This is a genomic window from Sphingomonas paeninsulae, assembly GCF_003660165.1.
Lineage (GTDB): Bacteria > Pseudomonadota > Alphaproteobacteria > Sphingomonadales > Sphingomonadaceae > Sphingomonas_O > Sphingomonas_O paeninsulae.
In genome coordinates, this window is the sequence record NZ_CP032829.1 from 2,691,128 (window position 1) to 2,709,557 (window position 18,430).

An 18,430-nucleotide genomic window follows, 5' to 3' on the forward strand; every position below is an offset into this window, starting at 1 on the left:
TCGACGCGCCGTTCTTTCTGTGTCGTGAAATAGGCAGGGCAACCCTTCGACAGGCTCAGGGAAGCGGGGGCAGACGCGCTTCTAATAACGCGTCTTTAATACCGACGCAGCAAACCGGCGAGCCGGCCTTGCACGCGGACCTGATTGGCGGCGTAGATCTGAGCTTCGTACAGCGCATTAGCAGGGTCGAGGCGGATGCGTGGTCCGTCGTGGTGATAATATTTCAGGGTGGCTTCGCTATCGTCGATCAGGGCCACGACGATTTCGCCATCGCGGGCCGTCTCTGTCTTTCGAATGAGAGCGTAATCGCCGTCGAGTATGCCTGCCTCAACCATCGAATCACCGGAGACTTCCAAAGCGAAATGTTCGCCGGGGCCGAGCAGGGCAGCAGGAACTGGAAGCGTCGATTGCCCCTCCAGCGCTTCGATCGGCATACCGGCAGCGATGCGACCATGCATTGGCAGTTCGATTACGTCGTTCGCTGCTGCTGGCAGGATGATCGGGCTGGTCGATGGTAACGGCACGCGGAGTTTCTGTTCGCCGCGTTCGGGCATACGCATGACTTCGAGAGCGCGGGCGCGATTGGGGAGGCGGCGGATAAATTGACGTTCTTCAAGAGCACTTATCAGGCGGTGAACGCCCGATTTCGATTTAAGGTCGAGCGCGTCCTTCATTTCCTCGAACGACGGTGACACTCCGGTTTCGGCAAGCCGATCGTTGATGAAGCAAATCAGCTCATGCTGTTTACGAGTGAGCACCGGCAACCTCCTTGTTCCGTAAGAACGAACTAGGAACGTGTAGGAAACATTACAGGTCGCGTCAAGCGAGCAGGATGGCCTCGACCAGCGCTCCGGATTCGAGTGCAGGGGAGCCAGCGGCGCGGATAACGAGGGCGTCGGCACCGGATAATGGCAGCAACATTCCGCTGTCGCCGGGGAAGGTTGGAACGAGCGCGCCACCCTCCCAATGTGTCCGCACGAAATCGGTGCGAGGACCGACTGCGGGGAGCGGTTCGCCCATACGGACGCCGATGCGCGGTGGCAGCGGCGTGGACGCGCCGGACAGGTGTGCGATCAACGGGCGCAGGAACAGGATAGCGGTGACGAGCGCGGACACCGGGTTGCCGGGCAGGCCGAGAACGACGGTATCGCCGAGGCGACCTGCCATCAGAGGTTTGCCGGGGCGCATGGCGACTTTCCAGAAGTCGAGCGTTGCCCCCGCCGCATTCAGGGCGGGACGGACAAGATCATGATCGCCGACCGATGCGCCGCCAGTGCTGACCACGATGTCGCAGGTTTTGGAGGCGTTGAAGGCAGCGGTGAGGGCGGTCAGATCGTCTTCGATAATGCCGAGATCAACGACATCGACGGGCAGATTACGCATCAGAGCGGCGAGCATCGGTGCGTTGGAGGATGGCAGGCGATCGGTTCCGGTGTCCGTTCCGGGGGGCACGAGTTCGCTGCCGGTCGAGATGATTGCCACGCGTAGGCGGCGGCGGGCCGCGATGGTGCCGTGACCACCCATGACCGCGAGGGCGATGCGGGCGGGGGTGAGGAGTTGACCGGGTTCGATCAGGGTCGCGCCCGTGGTGAAGTCTGAGCCTGATTTTCGGACGTGTTCGCCAAGGGTTTCCGGGCCATCGTTGGTCAGCGTAATCAGGTCGCCATCGCGGACGATATTTTCTTGTATGACAATCGTGTCGCTGCCTTCGGGAAGTGCAGCGCCGGTGAAGATGCGTATGGTTTCGCCGGGGCCGACTTGTCCTGCGAAGGGTATTCCGGCTGCGGATTCACCGACAACGCGCCACGGGCCAGCAGCGTCTTCGTACCGGATTGCGTAGCCATCCATTGCCGAAAGGTCGTGGGCGGGCTGGGTACGTTTTGCTACGACGGCGGCCGCGGTCCAGCGACCGACGGCTTCGAGCAGAGGCACTCCTTCCATCGAGACAGGGGCGTGGAGCGCGAGGATACGCGCCTGGGCTTCTTCGACGTCGATCATGCCTGATAATCCCCGGATCGGCCGCCCGATTTTTCCAGCAGGCGGATGTCGCCGATTCGCATGGCGCGATCCATGGCCTTTGCCATGTCGTAAAGGGTCAGGAGCGCGACCGAAACGGCGGTCAGGGCCTCCATTTCGACGCCTGTAGGGCCTGTGGTGGTGACGTTTGCGGTGGCGCGAATTCCGGTTGGTTCGAACGCGAAATCGACGGTTACGGAGGACAAAGCGAGCGGGTGGCAAAGCGGGATGAGGTCGCTGGTGCGTTTGGCCGCCATGATGCCGGCTATGCGCGCGACGGCGATCACGTCACCCTTTTTGGTGATGCCGTCCTTGATCGCGGTCAGGGCATCAGACGATATGGAGATGCGGCCTTCGGCGGCGGCTTTACGCGCGGTATTCGGTTTGCCTGAGATGTCGACCATGCGGGCCGCCCCTGTCTCGTCGATATGGGTAAGAATGGTCATGCTCCGGTCAATAGCGCGCGGGTGGCCGATTCGAGGTCGGGCTGGCGCATCAGGGATTCGCCGACGAGAAAGGCGCGAACGCCGTGGTCGGACATTGCCGTCAGGTCGGCGTGGTTGGTGAGGCCGCTTTCGGCGACGAAGGTTACATCTTTGGGCGCTTTGCCGACGAGTTCGTATGTGCGGGCGAAATCGACGCTGAAGTCGCGGAGGTCGCGGTTATTGACGCCGATCAGCCGCGATTTCAGGCGGAGGGCGCGGTCGAGTTCGGCGTCGTCATGGACTTCGACAAGCACGTCCATGCCGCGTTCGATGGCAGCGGCTTCGAGTTCGGCCATCATCGTGTCATCGAGCGCAGCGACGATGATGAGGATTGCGTCGGCACCGATGCTGCGCGCTTCGGCTATCTGCCACGGATCGACCATGAAATCCTTGCGGAGAACAGGCAGATCACAAGCGGCGCGGGCGGCGACAAGATAGTCCTCGTGACCCTGAAAATAAGGGGCGTCCGTGAGAATGGAGAGGCAAGCGGCACCCCCGGATTGATACGCTTTCGCGTGGGCGGGCGGATCGAAATCGGCACGGATCAGCCCTTTTGAGGGACTGGCTTTCTTGATCTCTGCGATGAGGGCAAAGCCGGTTTTTGCGTGCGCGTCGAGAGCGGCTTTGAACCCGCGTGGGGCGGTCTGGGAGGCGGCTGCGCGGTCGATGTCGTTTACGGAGAGCACAGCTTTGCGGCGCGCGACTTCGGTGCGGGTGGAGGCGCAGATTTCGGTAAGCTTGTTCATTTGTAGGCGATCCAGCAGTCGAGCAGCGTGTTGGCAAGTCCCCGATCGAGGGTTTCGGCGGCTTCTTCTATGCCCTCTCGCCAGTCGGAGACGTGGCCTGCGACAATCAGCGCGGCGGCTGCGTTGAACAGCACGGCGTCGCGGTAAGCTCCGGTTTCGCCGAGGAGCATCCGGCGGAGCGCAGCGGCGTTGAACGATGCGTCGCCGCCGAGCAGGGCTTCGGACGGGTGACGCGGGAGGCCGATGTCTTCGGGAGCGATGCGGGTGGCGGGCTGGCGGAGGCGAATGATGGTGCTTGGTTGAGAGACTGACAGTTCGTCGAGCGGTTCATCTCCCGCGACCAGCATGGCGTCTTCGGTGTTGAGCAAGATGAGCAATTCGGCAAATACCGGAAGGAAATCGGGGCGCGCGACACCGATGAGCTGACGCGTGACGCCCGCGGGGTTCGCGGCGGGGCCGGTCAGGTTGAATACGGTGCGGCGACCGATTGCTTTGCGAATCGGGGCGAGGCGAGCGAGCGCGGGGTGATGTTTCTGCGCGAACAGGAAGCAGATGCCGAGGTCTGCGAGCGTGGCTTCGGCGGTTTCGGACGCGCGGTCGAGGTTTAAGCCGAGGGCTTCGAGTGTGTCAGCGGCTCCGGCCTTTGAAGAGGCGGCGCGGTTGCCGTGTTTGGCAACGGGCACGCCGCACGCTGCCACGACGATGGCGACGGCGGTGGAGACGTTAAGGCTGTGGCTGCCGTCACCGCCGGTTCCGCAGACGTCGATGGCTCCGACGGGGCGGCAATCGGGATCATCCGCGCGCGCATGGCGGCGGCGGCGGCGGCGATTTCAATGGCGGTTTCGTCGCGGTCGGACATGACCGACAGGAAGCGGGCGGTGTCGGCGTCTTCGGTTCGGGCGTCGAGGATGGCGTCGAAGGCGTGGGCTGCTTCGTCGGCGGTCAACGGGACCGACGTATCGGGGAGTTTCACGCTAATGCTTTCAATCTGGCTCCGGGTTTTACGGTCATTCCGGCGATTGTCATGAAATTGGCGAGAAGGCGGTGGCCGTGTTCGGTGGCGATGCTCTCTGGATGGAACTGGACGCCGTGGATGGGGAGCGTTGTGTGACGCAGACCCATGACGCAGCCGTCGGGGGCGGTCGCGTTGGCGATGAGGCAAGCAGGCACGTCCTCGACCACGAGCGAATGATAGCGAGTGGCGATGAAGGGACTGGGCAAGCCAGCGAATACGCCGGTGCCGTCGTGGCCGATGTCGGACGTTTTACCGTGCATCAGGCCGCCGCGCACGACTTTGCCACCGAAATGATGGCCGATTGCCTGATGACCGAGGCAGACGCCCAGAAGGGGGCGACCCGCTTCGGCAACGGCGGCAACCAGATCGAGGGATATTCCGGCTTCCTTTGGAGTGCAGGGACCGGGGGAAATGAGGAAGGCTTCGGCACCGCTGGACATCGCTTGCCCCACCGAGATCGCGTCGTTGCGCACGACTTCGACTTCGGCACCCAGTTCCATCAGATAGTGGACGAGGTTCCAGGTGAAGCTGTCGTAATTGTCGATGACGAGGATCATGCGGTTGGCCTTAGGCGGCGTTGCCGGGTTTTGCCAGCTATTGGCCGAACCCGGCCTCATTCGACCGGGTGACGGCTTCGCGGGCGGCGGCGATCAGGGCTCCGGCCTTGGCTTCACACTCACGCTGTTCGGAGGCGGGGTCGCTGTCGGCAACGATTCCGGCACCGGCCTGAACATGCATGACGCCGTCTTTTACGACGGCGGTGCGCAGGACGATGCAACTGTCCATCGAACCGTCGGGGCTGAAATAACCGACTCCGCCAGCATAAGCTCCGCGAGTTTCGGGTTCGAGTTCGGCGATGACCTGACACGCGCGGACTTTGGGTGCACCGCTGACCGTGCCTGCGGGGAAACCGGCAAACAGGGCGTCGAGCGCATCTTTGCCGGGGGCGAGCTGGCCGACGACGTTGGAGACGATGTGCATGACATGGCTGTAATATTCGACGGTGTAGCTGTCCGTGACGGTGACACTGCCTGACGTCGTGACGCGACCGACGTCGTTGCGGCCGAGGTCGAGGAGCATGAGGTGTTCGGCGCGTTCCTTTGGATCGGCGAGCAGGGACGCGCGGTTTTCGGAGTCTTCGGCCGCAGTTTTGCCGCGTGGGCGGGTTCCGGCGATGGGCCGAATCGTGACTTCACCATCGCGTGCGCGGACGAGGATTTCGGGGCTGGAACCGGTCAGCGCAAAGCCGGGCAGGTCGAGGTGATAGAGGAATGGCGACGGGTTGATACGGCGCAGCGCGCGATACAGGTCGAACGCGGGCAGGGCGAAGGGAAGCGTGAAGCGCTGGGCCAACACCACCTGAAAGATGTCACCTGCAGCGATGTAGTTTTTGGCGCTGGCGACCATTTCGCCGTAGCGGCCGGGGGCGAGGACTGGCGATGGATCGGGCAGGTCCGTGACGTTCGTTGGCGCGACCTGTGGCAAAGGCTGAGCCAGGCGCGCAGAGGCGGCGTCTATGCGATCAAGGGCCAGGGCGACCTGCTTTTCAGGATCGCCACCCGGCCACACCGGCGCGACCATGAACAGGCGGTCGGCGAGGCGGTCGAAGACAAGGATCAGGGTTGGCCGCACGAACATCATATCGGGGAGGTTCAGCGGGTTGGCAGGTGGGCGCGGCAGATCTTCGACCAGACCGACCGTTTCATAGCCGAAATACCCGACAAGGCAGGCGAGCACGCCGGGCAAGCCGTCCGGCACGTCGATGCGGCACGATGCCACCAGCGAACGCAGGGCAGGGAGTGTCGATTCGGTCAGCGGCGCAAACGCCTCGCGGTCGGTTAGCCACTGATTGTTGATCTCGGCTGCCGCTCCATGCGCGCGGAAAACGAGGTCGGGGGCGAGGCCGATAAGGCTGTAGCGTCCTCGGACCGCGCCACCTTCGACGGATTCGAGCAGGAAATCACCGCGTCCGGATTCGATCAGCTTGAGCGCCGCTGACACCGGTGTTTCAGTGTCTGCAATCGCGCTCCGCCATACCAGCGCTGGCTTGCCTGAAGCCAGTGACGCAATCGCATTGTCATCATCAGGCTTCATGCTGCGACAATCCCCACGCCGTTCATTGCGCCGGGGCACCGCCCACCAGCGAACGCTTCAGCGCATCGATGGCCGCGGCGTCACGTTTCGAACCAACCTGAGCTTTCAGCGCATTGACGAACTGTCCCGCATATTCATCGCTGATGACGCGCGAAAGCTGTTGTTGCGTTGCCTGAATCAGACCCGGGGCAAGTGCCGTGTCGCTGCGGTCGATCTTGTCGAGATAGACGATATACCAACCCTGACTGTCGGCGATGCCGAGCACTTTTGCGCTCTTTTCGGGCATGGTGAACAGCAATGCGACCGGTGGCGGCACCTTGTCTCCGGCGCGCGCGATGTCGAGCCGCTTGCCCCCGGCAGGGCGCGGCGCGGGAAGTTTGACGCCCGCACCAGCGATCGCCTGAGCCATCGGCATTCCGTGATTGATATTGGCAGCGATTGCATCGGCCGTTTTCTTGGCGGCAGCAGATTCAGCATCGCGCGATGCCTCGGCAATGACCTGAGTGCGAACCTGTGTGAGCGGACGGGGGGCCGCAGATACGACCTTGTCCAGATGCCAGAAAGCAAAGCTCTTGCCCGATCCCAGTGTCGCAACTGCCGACTGGTCGTCGGGTTCCGCAAGGAAGGCGTCGCGCATAACGATCGAGAGTTCGGGAGCGGCGTTATAGGTCGGCTGATCCGGGTTCTGAGCCTCTTTGGTCAAGGCAGGCGTAGTCTGCGCTGTCAGGCCATATTTCTTTGCTATTTCGTCGAAGGTCGCGCCGCCGTCGGCTTCATCATTCAGCTTCGCCACGAAAGCGGATGCAGCTTCGTCGAGCTTTTGCTGTGAGAGTTGCGTGATGATCGCGGGGCGCACTTCGGCGAGTGTTTTTGCAGGCGTCGAAACGATCGTGTCGACATGGATGAGATGATAGCCAAGGCCGGATTGCACAACGGCTGCAAATCCATCCTTGGGAGCCGCAAACGCTGCTTCGGCAACTGCGGGGCTTGTCAGTTTTGCAAAGGACGCCTTGTCACCGGCGGGAACAACCAGCGGGGCGCGCCCCACGGCCTTGGCTGCTTCGGCGAGCGATTGGCCGCCCTTAACCTTGGCAAGCAGTTGGTCGGCCTGATCCCGTGTCTGGACAATGACCTGTGTAAAGCCGCGCGTTTCCCGTGCTGCATAGCTAGCGGCGCCCGTCTTGTAGAAGTTGGCGATGTCTGCGTCGGTTGGTTTTACCTGATCTTCGAACCGCGAGCGATCGAACAGGGCGTAACGAACGATACGCCGTTCGGGCAAAGTATAGCGCGCAATATTGCGGCTATAAAAACTGGATATCTCCGCATCGGTCGGCGCTGGCAGATTAGCGAAAGCGGCGCTTGGAACAGCACCGATCAAGCCACTCCGCGTTTCCAGCAACAACTGAGCATAGGGCTTTACCAATCCAGCGGGCATTTGCGCCGCGCCAGCGACCGGGGTCAGCAGTGCCTTGGTCAAGATCTCACGGGCAAAATCCTGACGCAGTTCGAGTTCCGGAATTTTGCGTTGTGAAAGTGTTGCAAGGAAGATGTTGCGGTCGAATTTGCCGGTTGGGCCGTTGAAGGCGGGAATGCTGGCGATCTGTCCATCGACGAGCCGCTTGCTGGCGACCATGCCTTGGCTTTCCGCAAATATCTGTAGTGTTCGTCCGTTCTGGATCTGATCGACGGTTTGTTCGACGCCCCCAGCGGCAACGAATGCCGCCATTGTCAGGTCGGGCTGCTGCTGGCGCGCCGCCTCGAGCTGGGACTGAACCCGCTGACGGACTTCCGTCTCGCCGATCTTTTTACCGCCGACCGATGCAACGGTGCCACCGCCGCCAAGCGAATCGCCGCCGAAGCCCGCCTTGCCCTCATAAAGAGTGACGACGAACGCGATCAGGATGATGGCGAAAATTCCGATACCCAACGGTGAAGCTGCGAAACGGCGGAAGAAAGACATCATGAAGCGGAAATCCGGCCTTGAGCAATGATGGATGCCCCCATAGGACGCGGGCATGAATATACGCAAGCTGATCGCTGGAAACTGGAAGATGAACGGTACCGTTGCCGTGCTCTCCGAAATTGAAACCATTGCTGCCGGAACTCCCGATAGCGTCGATGTGGCAATATGCCCTCCATTCACTCTAATTGCCCCGGCTAGCGGGCGCGGAGTGCCGATCGGTGCTCAGGATTGCCATTCGGCATCCACGGGTGCGCATACCGGCTGTGTATCGGTGGCGATGCTGAAAGAGGCTGGCGCGACATTGTGCATCGTCGGACACAGCGAACGTCGTGCGGATAATTTCGAAACCGATTCTGATGTCAGGGCAAAGGCCGAGGCAGCGCAAGCGGGTGGCTTGATCGCAATTGTTTGTGTGGGCGAGACACTAAAACAGCGGGATGCTGGTGAAGCGATCTCCGTCGTGCAGGGGCAGTTGGCTGGGTCGCTTCCCGAGAATCGGGATGGACTGGTTGTGGCTTATGAACCTGTCTGGGCGATCGGAACGGGACGCACGCCGACCACTGGCGACGTTGCCGATATGCACGCTGCGATCCGGGCCGTGGTCGGTCCTGCCGTGCGTATCCTTTATGGCGGGTCGGTCAAACCATCGAATGCAGCGGAATTACTGGCCGTGCCGAACGTCGATGGCGCGCTGGTTGGGGGAGCAAGCCTGACAGCGGCGGATTTCCTGCCAATCGTTGCAGCAGCAGCCGGAGTTGCCCGGAACGACGCTACGGGCTAGAGGCTCGCGCTTTCCCGCGCTCAATCTTAGAGAATTTTCACCGATGCTGACCTTTCTGCTCGTCATACACGCCATTATCACGGCGACGCTGGTCGGGGTCATCCTGATGCAGCAGTCGGAGGGCGGCGGACTCGGCATGGGTGGCAGCCCAACCGGGCTGATGTCAGCGCGCGGCGCAGCAAATTTTCTGTCGCGGGCAACAACGATATTGGCGAGCCTGTTCGTGATTCTCTCGATCGTGAGCGCGGTCGTGGCATCGCGCGGCGCATCCAAAACGATCGACACATCGCTGGCGCGGGCCCCTGCGCCAGTAGCACCGGCCCCGAGTGTTCCTTTGAACGGTGATCCACTGGCTGCTGCTGCTGCATCAGGCGCCAACGGTGCTGCTCCCGCGTCTGTTCCTGTTCCCGTGACCGCGCCACCAGTAAGGGCTGAGGTGCCCAAGGCCGATGAGCCAAAGGTTCAGCGTAAGCCGGTCGTTAGTGAGCCGTCGCGGCCAACACCAAAGGTCGACAGGCCGCCCGTTGTGAGCACGACGGTGCCTGCTCCGGCAGCAACTCCGGCTCCTGGGAGCAACGGCAACTAAACGCGAGGGCGCAGGTTTTTTACGAGGGAAACACGCGGATCTTGCGATTCGCGTCCTTGCTCTTTGCCTGCTCTCGCGGTTAAGCCCATCCTCCCATGGCACGGTTCATTTTTATCACCGGTGGCGTGGTTTCCTCGCTTGGCAAAGGTCTTATGGCGGCGTCGCTTGCGGCGCTTTTGCAGGCGCGGGGCTACACCGTCCGTATTCGCAAGTTCGATCCATATTTGAATGTGGATCCGGGCACGATGTCGCCGTATCAGCACGGCGAGGTCTATGTGACCGACGACGGCGCAGAGACCGATCTCGACCTCGGCCATTACGAACGCTTCACCGGCGTCGTGTCGCGGCAGTCGGACAATGTGACTTCCGGTCGGATCTATCAGCAGATTATCCAGCGCGAACGGCGCGGAGACTATCTTGGCGCGACGGTACAGGTCATTCCACACGTCACCGACGCGCTGAAGACATTTGCGCTGAACAAGACCGACGATGTTGATTTCGTCCTGTGCGAAATCGGCGGGACGGTTGGCGATATCGAATCGCTGCCGTTTATCGAGGCGATCCGTCAGCTTCGGAACGATCTGGGGCGCGGAAATTCGGTTTCGATTCACGTCACGCTGGTGCCCTTTATTGCGGCAGCGGGTGAGTTGAAGACCAAGCCCACGCAACATTCGGTTCGCGAACTGACTGCGCTGGGCGTGCAGCCGGATATTCTCGTTTGTCGCTGCGAGCAGTTTTTGCCGGTCAGTGATCGCGCGAAGATCGCGCTATTCTGTAACGTTCGGCAAGAGGCGGTTATTCCGGCGCTGGATGCTGCGAGTATTTATGACGTGCCGCTGCAATATCATGCCGAGGGGCTGGACGATGAAGTCCTGCGTGCGTTCGGCATCGAGCCGGCGGCGGACCCCGAACTTTCGCGCTGGACCGATATTGCCGAACGGCTTGCCAATCCAGAGGGCGAAGTCACGATCGGCGTCGTCGGCAAATATGTTGGTTTGCCGGATGCTTATAAATCACTGCATGAGGCACTGGTGCACGGGGGCATCGCCAACCGGGTGAAAGTCCGTGTGAAATGGCTTGATGCCGAGATGTTCGAGAACGGGCAGGACGTTGCTGCCGAACTGGAACCCATGCACGCTATTCTGGTGCCGGGTGGCTTTGGCGAACGTGGCAGCGAGGGCAAGATTGCCAGCGTCCGCTTTGCGCGTGAACGCAATGTGCCGTTCTTCGGAATCTGCCTCGGGATGCAGTTGGCCTGCATCGAGGGCGCGCGGAATACCGCCGGCATTGCGGAGGCATCGACGACCGAATTCGGTCCGACGAGCGAACCTGTCGTCGGCCTGATTACCGAATGGATGGGTGCCGAAGGTCTGGAGAAGCGCGCTGCGGATGGCGACATGGGCGGCACGATGCGACTGGGCGCCTATAACGCGACGCTGGCGGGTAACAGCCATGTTGCAGCCATATATGGCACGTCGGCGATTTCGGAACGTCATCGGCATCGGTATGAGGTCAATGAGCATTACCGCGATCCGCTCGAGGCGGGCGGCCTGCGCTTTTCGGGAATGTCGCCGGATGGCACACTGCCTGAAATCGTGGAGCGACCCGATCATCCGTGGTTCGTCGGTGTTCAGTTCCATCCAGAACTGAAATCCAAACCTTTCGATCCGCACCCTTTGTTCGCGAGTTTCATCGAAGCGGCGGTAAAGCAGAGCCGCCTGGTCTGAGAAGCTGAACTATTGGGGTCGCAATTATTGCTGCGCTTTTAATCTATAGCGATCTGGTGGACTAAGCTCTCGTACAGGGAGTAAAAAATGAAAAAGAACACCGTTTACCTCAGCGTGTTATTGTCCACCGCCTTTCCGATCGTAGGTCACGCGCAAACGACCGGATCGCAGTCGGCTTCTGAAGTCGATAATGATCCCGGTGCCATCGTCGTCACCGCCCGCCGTCGCGAAGAGCGCGCGCAGGATGTGCCGATCGCATTGTCGGTTCTGAGTGGCGTTTCACTGGCTCAGCAGGCGACCTTCTCACTGGCACAAGTTACCCAGCTTGCGCCGACGTTGCAGTTTACCTCGTCGAACCCGCGTAACACGTCGCTGAACATCCGCGGCCTTGGCGTATCCTATGGTCTCGCCAACGATGGGCTTGAGCAGGGCGTCGGGTTTTACGTCGATGGCGTTTACAACAGCCGTCCCGCAGCAGCGGCGTTCGATCTCCTCGATGTTGAGCGCGTCGAAATCCTGCGCGGCCCACAGGGTACGTTGTTTGGCAAGAACACAACCGCAGGTGCCATCAACATCACGACAGCGGCACCAAGCTTCACACCGGAAGGCCAGTTCGAAGGCTCGGTCGGCACGCACAGTTTCGGCCAGATCAAGGGTTCGGTTTCCGGGCCGCTGATCGGTGACAGCGTCGCCGGTCGCCTGTCGATTGGCTACACTACGCGCGACGGTTTCGTTAAGTCGACGGCTACGGGGCGCAACACCAACGACCTCGATAACTTCGTTGTTCGCGGTCAGTTGTTGTGGAACGCGACGCCAACCCTGAACTTTCGATTGAGCGGCGACTTCAACCTTCAGAACCCCGACTGCTGCACGCAGGTTTATGTGCGGGTAGGGCAGACGTTGAAGCCAGCAGCGCGGCAATATGCGGCAATGGCTGCATTTCTGGGTTATGCTCCACCAAGTCTGAATTATGCCGACCGTCTTGCCGATGTCGATGGCAAGCTGGCTGCGCGATCGGAACTGGGTGGCTTGTCGTTCACTGGCAATCTCGATCTGGGTCGTGCGACAGTAACGTCGATCACCGCATGGCGCTATTGGGACTGGAAGCCGGCCAATGATCGTGATTACACATCGCTGGACATCCTTCCGCAGTCCGCAAATCCGGTTCAGCAGAACCAGTATAGCCAGGAGTTGCGAGTTTCTTCGAACGGCAAGAACACCATCGACTATACAGTCGGTGTTTATGCCTATTACCAGAAGCTTTATGGTCAGAACGTTACGGAATGGGGCAGCGACGCCGCATATTGGCTGATTGGACCAACGACGGGAACGGGTGCGGCTGCCAATACGCCGGTTCCGCGCAACCTGCTCACCGGGTATTTCACGACGTCGCAGGCAGTTTCGACCGTCCAGAGCTATGCCGGTTTTGCCCAGGCAACATGGAACATCACGCCGACGCTGCATTTCACTCCGGGCCTGCGCTATACCTATGAAAAGAAGGATGCCGATTATGCCGCTATTGTCGGCGGCGGCCTCGACACCACGACGCTGGGGTTGAACGCCGGACAAGTCGCCGCACTTAATTCCGCAAAGCTGTCGATTGCTCGTCCGCAAGCCTATTCCGTCGCGTTCAACTCGGGTGCTTTGACCGGAGATGCCAATCTTTCATGGCAGCCTGTTCCAAACGTTTTGGTTTACAGCAGCTACGCACGCGGATTTAAGTCGGGCGGGATCAACCTCGCCGGCCTCCCACTGAACGTGCAGAACAACCCGGCGCTCAATCGAGCCGTCGTCAGCCCGGAAAAGAACCAAACCTACGAAGCTGGTCTGAAGACCCAGTGGTTCCGCCATTTGTTGACGGCAAACTTCGCGATCTTCCGGACCGACGTAAGGGATTTCCAGGCTAACGTGGTCGACACAGGCCCGGGAGCGTTGCGCGGTTACATCGCCAACGTCGCAAAGGTCCGCAGTCAGGGCGGAGAGTTCGACCTTTCGGTCGCTCCGATCAGCGGATTCTCGGGCTATGTGCGCGGCGCTTATACCGATGCAAAATATGTATCGTTCGCCAACGCACCGTGTCCGCTCGAACTGATCGCAAACACGACGGCATCATGCGACCTATCGGGTCAACCGCTGCCCGGATCGTCGAAATGGGCATTGTCGGCAGGAACAGAATATCGTCGCCCGGTGCGTGATGGCAGCGCCTATGTTGGCGTTGACGCAAACTACCGCTCGTCCTTCTACGCCGATTCTTCGGATTCGAAATATTTGAGGATCGACGCATACACGTTGGTCAATTTACGTGTCGGCTATGCCTCCAACAAGGGGTGGGAGGTATTCGCTCTCGTGCGCAACTTGTTCGACAAGAACTATTTGCAGCTCCTGACACCGCAGACAGGCAATTCGGGACTTGTGTCCGGCTTGCCCGGTGATCCGCGCACATTCCAGGTTACCGCCCGATATCGTTTCGGCGGCTAAACTCTCTCTCCCAGAGCCTGAAGGGGCTATCCGCAAACGTGGATAGCCCCATTTTTTTGGGTCGAGCAATGAAATCTGAAGTTAAAACGAAAACGCCCGGGCCGTTTCCAGCCCGGGCGCCTGCGTGACGATCGCTCGTCAGCCCCCTTCAAAATCCTGTCTGCTACGCTGTGCCGTTCCCCCAAAGATAAGCACAGCGGAGACTGGATCTCCCCGAACCGCGGCCGTTGCCTTTCGTTTCAGAAGTATGTCGTTATGACCGGTGCGGACGTTTGTCACTCGGGATGCGCCACTTCGCCCACGATTTGGGTACCCCTGTGTTCATTACGCAACATATTGCTTCTGGTTGCGGGATATTGCGCGGAACCCTAAGGCGTGGCGCTTATGTTACTGTCCCCCTATGAAGCCATGATCGCTCGCCGCTACCTCCTGCCGGGTAAAGGGGAGGGGTTCATCTTCCTCGTAGCATCGATCAGCCTTGTTGCTGTGATGCTGGGCGTCGCGGCACTTATCATTGTGATGAGCGTCATGAACGGCTTTCGCGCCGAACTGTTCGACAAGATCGTCGGGCTGAACGGCCATGCAGTGGTGCAGGGATTTGGTGGACGATTGCCTGACTGGCGCGACATCGTGGCGCAGGCAAAGGCGACACCGGGCGTTACATCGGCAACGCCGCTCATCGAACAACCGTTGATGGCGAGCCACGATGGACGGGTTGAAGGTATCCTCGTGCGCGGAATGCGGGTGGAGGACATCCGTACCAACACTGCCCTAAAGACCAAAGTGCTGGCCGGGCGGCTCGATGCGCTTGTGCCGGGCAGCGGTAACGTGGCGATCGGTGCACGGCTTGCCGAGGCATTGGGTGCGCAGGTCGGTGGTGAAATCAGTCTGGTTTCGCCCGCCGGACAGGCCACGCCGTTCGGCACCGTGCCGCGCATTGTTAGCTACCGCGTCGCCGCAATCTTTGAAATTGGCGTCTATGATTATGACAAGGCGTTCGTCGTGATGCCGATATCCGATGCGCAGACGCTGCTTTTGATGGGTGATTCGGTCGGTATGGTCGAACTGGAAACCACCAACGCAGACAAGGTCGGCCAGATACTGGCACCGCTGGAGCGAAAAGTCGGCGCGCGTGGTGTCATCAGCGACTGGCGTAGTATGAATTCGGCCTTGTTCGAGGCTTTGACCGTCGAACGCGTAGCGATGTTCGTTGTGCTGTCGATCATCATTTTGGTGGCGGTGTTTAATATCCTGTCGTCGCTCATCATGCTCGTCCGCGCCAAGACCCGGGACATCGCCATCCTGCGAACGATGGGCGCGAGCCGCGAATCGCTTATCCGTATTTTCGTCGTGGTCGGCGTGACCATCGGTGCGCTTGGCACGGCGGCGGGGCTCATCCTCGGCTTCATCTTCTTGTTTTTCAGGCAACAGGTGATCGGGGGTGTCCAGTTCATTACTGGGCAAAACCTGTGGGACCCGTCGATCCGTTTTTTGACCGAATTGCCTTCAAAGCCCGATCCGGTCGAGGTGATCGGCATTGCTGTCATGGCGCTGTTGTTCAGCTTCCTTGCCACGCTTTATCCGGCCTTCAAGGCGGCGAGTACCGATCCTGTGCAGGTGCTTCGTTATGAATGACGTTCTCGCAGTCACTGGCTTGTCGCGGTCTTTCCAACAGGGCGAAGTCACGATCGAAGTCCTGCGGGGGATCGATATGACCATAGCTCCGGGCGAGATCGTCGCGTTGTTGGGGCCGTCGGGGTCAGGAAAATCGACGCTGCTGCAGGCTGTAGGTTTGCTGGAAGGTGGATTTGAAGGTTCGATCCGGATCGATGGTGAGGAAGCCGCGAAGCTGGATGCCAAGGGACGCACGCGGCTACGCCGCGATGCGCTCGGCTTTGTTTATCAGTTCCATCATTTGCTCCCCGATTTCAATGCGAGCGAGAACGTCGTCCTGCCGCAGTTGATTTATGGAACACCGCGCGCCGCCGCCGAAGAGCGTGCCGCGTCGCTGTTGAGCGCGCTTGGCCTCGGCCACCGGCTGACGCATCGGCCAAGCCAGCTTTCAGGCGGCGAGCAACAGCGTGTTGCGGTCGGACGCGCACTGGCAAACAAACCGCGTCTGGTGCTGGCGGATGAACCGACCGGCAATCTGGACGAGGCAACCGCCGATCGGGTGCTCGGGGAATTCCTGCGCCTTGTCCGTGAGGAGGGCAGCGCTGCTCTGGTGGCAACCCATAATGAGCGATTGGCAAAACAGATGGACCGGGTGCTGAGGCTCCACGAAGGACACCTCGCACCGGCGGTCTGATCTAATCGAGTAGCCAAACCTTATTCGGGCAGAAAGTCCGGCACGGATAAATAACGCTCGCCGGTGTCGTAATTGAAGCCGAGCACGCGCGCGTCCGGTGCCAGATCAGGTAGTTTCTGAGCGATGGCGGCAAGCGTTGCGCCCGATGAAATTCCGACCAGTAAACCTTCTTCGGCGGCCGAGCGTTTTGCCATCGTTTTGGCATCGACAGGATCGACCTTGATTACGCCATCCAGCAATTGAGTGTGCAGATTCGCGGGTATGAAGCCTGCACCGATACCCTGAATCGGGTGGGGACCGGGCTGGCCGCCGGAAATCACTGGCGACAGGGTGGGTTCAACCGCGAATACTTTCAAACCGGGCCATTTGGCTTTCAGAACCTGTGCGACGCCGGTGATGTGGCCGCCGGTTCCGACGCCGGTAACGATAGCGTCCAGTGGCGTATCGGCGAAGTCGTGGAGTATCTCAATTGCCGTGGTTCGCGCGTGAATGTCGATATTGGCCGGGTTTTCGAACTGCTGTGGCATCCATGCTCCGGGCGTGGACGCAACAATCTCCAGCCCGCGCTCGATCGCACCCTTCATGCCCTTTTCCCGCGGCGTCAGGTCGAAAGTCGCGCCATAGGCTAGCATCAAGCGGCGGCGTTCGACCGACATCGATTCCGGCATTACCAGAATGAGTTTATAGCCTTTTACCGCAGCGACCATCGCGAGGCCGATACCGGTGTTGCCGCTGGTCGGTTCGACAATTGTGCCACCGGGCTTCAGCGCGCCGTATCGCTCGGCATCGTCGATCATGGCAAGCGCGATACGGTCCTTGATCGAGCCGCCAGGATTCGACCGTTCGGATTTTATCCAGACTTCGTTGTTGGGGAAGATGCGGCCGACGCGAATGTGCGGCGTGTTGCCGATGGTGTCGAGGACAGAGGCGGCTTTCATGCTGGTTTCTCCTGCAAGACGGCATTGGCAAGGGCAGTTTCGGGTGGGTCGAATGTACGCGCGTTTTTAAGCTGCGGAAACAGTCGAACCCATAGTAATGTGATCGCGATTGCGCCGATACCGCCGCCGACAACCGCGATAACGGGACCGATCAATGCGGCGAGGAAACCGGATTCTGCTTCGCCCAACTCATTCGACCCGGAAACGAACAATGTGGAAACCGCACCGACCCGACCGCGCATTTCATCCGGCGTGTAAAGTTGTATCAGCGACTGGCGGACATATACCGACAGCATATCGGCTGATCCCAGCACCGTCAGCGCCAACAACGAAAGCGGCATCCAGCGAGACAAGCCGAACACAATAGTTGCCGCACCGAACACCGCGACCGCCGCCAGCATCTTTACGCCGACGTTGGTTTTCAGTGGACGGAAAGCGAAATATAGCGCGGTGACCGCTGCGCCCAAAGCAGGGGCGGCGCGTAAATCACCCAGACCCTGTGGCCCGGCATGAAGAATATCGCGGGCATAAACCGGTAGCATTGCCGTCGCGCCACCCAGCAAAACGGCGAACAGATCGAGCGAAATCGCACCCAGCACGAGCCGGTTTTGCCGCACATAACGTAGACCGTCGATCATCTGCACCCAGGGCGGCGCGGCCGACATCGGCGGGCGGGGCACAGGCCGAACCATCATCAGGCACAGGAAGGCGACCCCGAACAGGGCCGCGCTTACAGTATAGGGCAGGCCGTGCCCCGATGCGTACAGGTAGCCGCCGATCGCTGGCCCGAGAATCGAGCCGCCCTGCCATGCAATCGATGAAAGCGCGATTGCGCTTGGCAGGATTGCTTTAGGCACAAGATTTGGAGCGAGTGCGGACAGGGCAGGGCTGGCAAACGCCCGCGCAACGCCCAGCAATGCCGCGATGGAGAAAAGCCACGGCAAACTGATCGCGCCAGTTGCGGTAAGATAGGCAAGCGCTGTCGCACAACCGGCTTCGAGAGCCAGTGCCCCGCGCGCAATCCAGCGACGATCGATGCGGTCGGCTATCCAACCAACGACAAGCGTCAGCAAAGCCAGCGGCAGGAATTGTGCAACCCCGATCATACCGAGCTGAAATGCCGCGTCTTTCAATGACATATGCAGGGTGCCGCGCGCAATATCGTAAACCTGATAGCCGATAATAACGACCATCGACGTCTGCGCGAGCGTCGTGGTCAGCCGGGCGATCCAGAAATAACGAAAATCGCGGATACGAAGGGGGGAGGCGGTTGAATTCACCACCTCCCTTTGA

The 18,430-nt window shown here is 60.4% G+C and carries 14 protein-coding genes and 2 pseudogenes; 6 read left to right on the forward strand and 10 right to left on the reverse strand.

The window, feature by feature from the left end:
- Positions 1-95: 95 nt before the first annotated feature.
- From lexA to D3Y57_RS18685, 8 genes and pseudogenes are all read right to left on the reverse strand, one after another.
- Entirely contained in the window at positions 96-758 is a 663-nt protein-coding gene (lexA, locus tag D3Y57_RS18650) for a transcriptional repressor LexA (protein ID WP_121155045.1), read from the reverse strand.
- 61 nt (positions 759-819) lie between these two features.
- The gene (locus tag D3Y57_RS18655; protein ID WP_121155048.1) at positions 820-1,998 is read right to left on the reverse strand and encodes a molybdopterin molybdotransferase MoeA; all 1,179 of its coding nucleotides are present in this window, start codon (positions 1,996-1,998) and stop codon (positions 820-822) included.
- Positions 1,995-2,462 (reverse strand): cyclic pyranopterin monophosphate synthase MoaC, encoded by a 468-nt coding sequence (gene moaC, locus D3Y57_RS18660; protein WP_121155050.1) that lies wholly within the window; start codon positions 2,460-2,462, stop codon positions 1,995-1,997. The genes D3Y57_RS18655 and moaC overlap by 4 nt, the downstream gene beginning before the upstream one ends.
- Complete coding sequence (gene trpC / locus D3Y57_RS18665; RefSeq protein ID WP_121155053.1) at positions 2,459-3,247, reverse strand: indole-3-glycerol phosphate synthase TrpC; 789 nt, start codon at positions 3,245-3,247, stop codon at positions 2,459-2,461. The genes moaC and trpC overlap by 4 nt, the downstream gene beginning before the upstream one ends.
- Positions 3,244-4,226: pseudogene (trpD, locus tag D3Y57_RS18670) on the reverse strand (anthranilate phosphoribosyltransferase). Before trpD ends, trpC begins: the two are co-directional and overlap by 4 nt.
- On the reverse strand, positions 4,217-4,819 hold the full coding sequence (locus tag D3Y57_RS18675; protein ID WP_121156198.1) for an anthranilate synthase component II: 603 nt from the start codon (positions 4,817-4,819) through the stop codon (positions 4,217-4,219). Before D3Y57_RS18675 ends, trpD begins: the two are co-directional and overlap by 10 nt.
- A 37-nt stretch (positions 4,820-4,856) precedes the next feature.
- On the reverse strand, positions 4,857-6,356 hold the full coding sequence (locus D3Y57_RS18680; RefSeq protein ID WP_121155055.1) for an anthranilate synthase component I family protein: 1,500 nt from the start codon (positions 6,354-6,356) through the stop codon (positions 4,857-4,859).
- A 22-nt stretch (positions 6,357-6,378) separates the two neighbouring features.
- Positions 6,379-8,319, reverse strand: coding sequence for a peptidylprolyl isomerase (locus tag D3Y57_RS18685; protein WP_162987199.1), 1,941 nt, complete (start codon positions 8,317-8,319; stop codon positions 6,379-6,381).
- 52 nt (positions 8,320-8,371) lie between these two features.
- Here D3Y57_RS18685 and tpiA point away from each other — a divergent pair, with 52 nt between their 5' ends.
- The 6 genes and pseudogenes from tpiA (at position 8,372) to D3Y57_RS18715 (ending at position 16,199) form a co-directional block, all read left to right on the forward strand.
- On the forward strand, positions 8,372-9,100 hold the full coding sequence (gene tpiA / locus D3Y57_RS18690) for a triose-phosphate isomerase (protein WP_121156200.1): 729 nt from the start codon (positions 8,372-8,374) through the stop codon (positions 9,098-9,100).
- Between the two features lie 43 nt (positions 9,101-9,143).
- A pseudogene (gene secG / locus D3Y57_RS18695) lies at positions 9,144-9,506 on the forward strand (preprotein translocase subunit SecG); the annotation flags it as partial.
- A gap of 275 nt (positions 9,507-9,781) precedes the next feature.
- Complete coding sequence (gene pyrG, locus D3Y57_RS18700) at positions 9,782-11,413, forward strand: CTP synthase (RefSeq protein WP_121155063.1); 1,632 nt, start codon at positions 9,782-9,784, stop codon at positions 11,411-11,413.
- 87 nt (positions 11,414-11,500) lie between these two features.
- On the forward strand, positions 11,501-13,891 hold the full coding sequence (locus D3Y57_RS18705; protein ID WP_121155065.1) for a TonB-dependent receptor: 2,391 nt from the start codon (positions 11,501-11,503) through the stop codon (positions 13,889-13,891).
- A 384-nt stretch (positions 13,892-14,275) separates the two neighbouring features.
- Positions 14,276-15,526: a lipoprotein-releasing ABC transporter permease subunit gene (locus tag D3Y57_RS18710; RefSeq protein ID WP_121155068.1), complete on the forward strand. Its 1,251-nt coding sequence runs from the start codon at positions 14,276-14,278 to the stop codon at positions 15,524-15,526.
- On the forward strand, positions 15,519-16,199 hold the full coding sequence (locus D3Y57_RS18715; RefSeq protein ID WP_121155075.1) for an ABC transporter ATP-binding protein: 681 nt from the start codon (positions 15,519-15,521) through the stop codon (positions 16,197-16,199). The genes D3Y57_RS18710 and D3Y57_RS18715 overlap by 8 nt, the downstream gene beginning before the upstream one ends.
- Before the next feature lie 20 nt (positions 16,200-16,219).
- On the opposite strand, the gene cysK is transcribed toward D3Y57_RS18715, so the two are convergent.
- Positions 16,220-17,137, reverse strand: coding sequence for a cysteine synthase A (gene cysK, locus D3Y57_RS18720; protein ID WP_121155077.1), 918 nt, complete (start codon positions 17,135-17,137; stop codon positions 16,220-16,222).
- Positions 17,134-18,417 (reverse strand): MFS transporter, encoded by a 1,284-nt coding sequence (locus tag D3Y57_RS18725; protein ID WP_121155080.1) that lies wholly within the window; start codon positions 18,415-18,417, stop codon positions 17,134-17,136. Before D3Y57_RS18725 ends, cysK begins: the two co-directional genes overlap by 4 nt.
- Positions 18,418-18,430 lie beyond the last annotated feature (13 nt).

Bases quoted from the DNA above. Each gene is read 5' to 3' on its own strand.
- tpiA (WP_121156200.1), top strand. From the start codon at position 8,372: ATGAATATACGCAAGCTGATCGCTGGAAACTGGAAGATGAACGGTACC.
- moaC (WP_121155050.1), bottom strand. From the start codon at position 2,462: ATGACCATTCTTACCCATATCGACGAGACAGGGGCGGCCCGCATGGTC.
- D3Y57_RS18710 (WP_121155068.1), top strand. From the start codon at position 14,276: ATGTTACTGTCCCCCTATGAAGCCATGATCGCTCGCCGCTACCTCCTG.
- pyrG (WP_121155063.1), top strand. From the start codon at position 9,782: ATGGCACGGTTCATTTTTATCACCGGTGGCGTGGTTTCCTCGCTTGGC.
- D3Y57_RS18705 (WP_121155065.1), top strand. From the start codon at position 11,501: ATGAAAAAGAACACCGTTTACCTCAGCGTGTTATTGTCCACCGCCTTT.
- D3Y57_RS18655 (WP_121155048.1), bottom strand. From the start codon at position 1,998: ATGATCGACGTCGAAGAAGCCCAGGCGCGTATCCTCGCGCTCCACGCC.
- D3Y57_RS18715 (WP_121155075.1), top strand. From the start codon at position 15,519: ATGAATGACGTTCTCGCAGTCACTGGCTTGTCGCGGTCTTTCCAACAG.
- D3Y57_RS18680 (WP_121155055.1), bottom strand. From the start codon at position 6,356: ATGAAGCCTGATGATGACAATGCGATTGCGTCACTGGCTTCAGGCAAG.
- D3Y57_RS18685 (WP_162987199.1), bottom strand. From the start codon at position 8,319: ATGATGTCTTTCTTCCGCCGTTTCGCAGCTTCACCGTTGGGTATCGGA.
- cysK (WP_121155077.1), bottom strand. From the start codon at position 17,137: ATGAAAGCCGCCTCTGTCCTCGACACCATCGGCAACACGCCGCACATT.
- D3Y57_RS18675 (WP_121156198.1), bottom strand. From the start codon at position 4,819: ATGATCCTCGTCATCGACAATTACGACAGCTTCACCTGGAACCTCGTC.
- trpC (WP_121155053.1), bottom strand. From the start codon at position 3,247: ATGAACAAGCTTACCGAAATCTGCGCCTCCACCCGCACCGAAGTCGCG.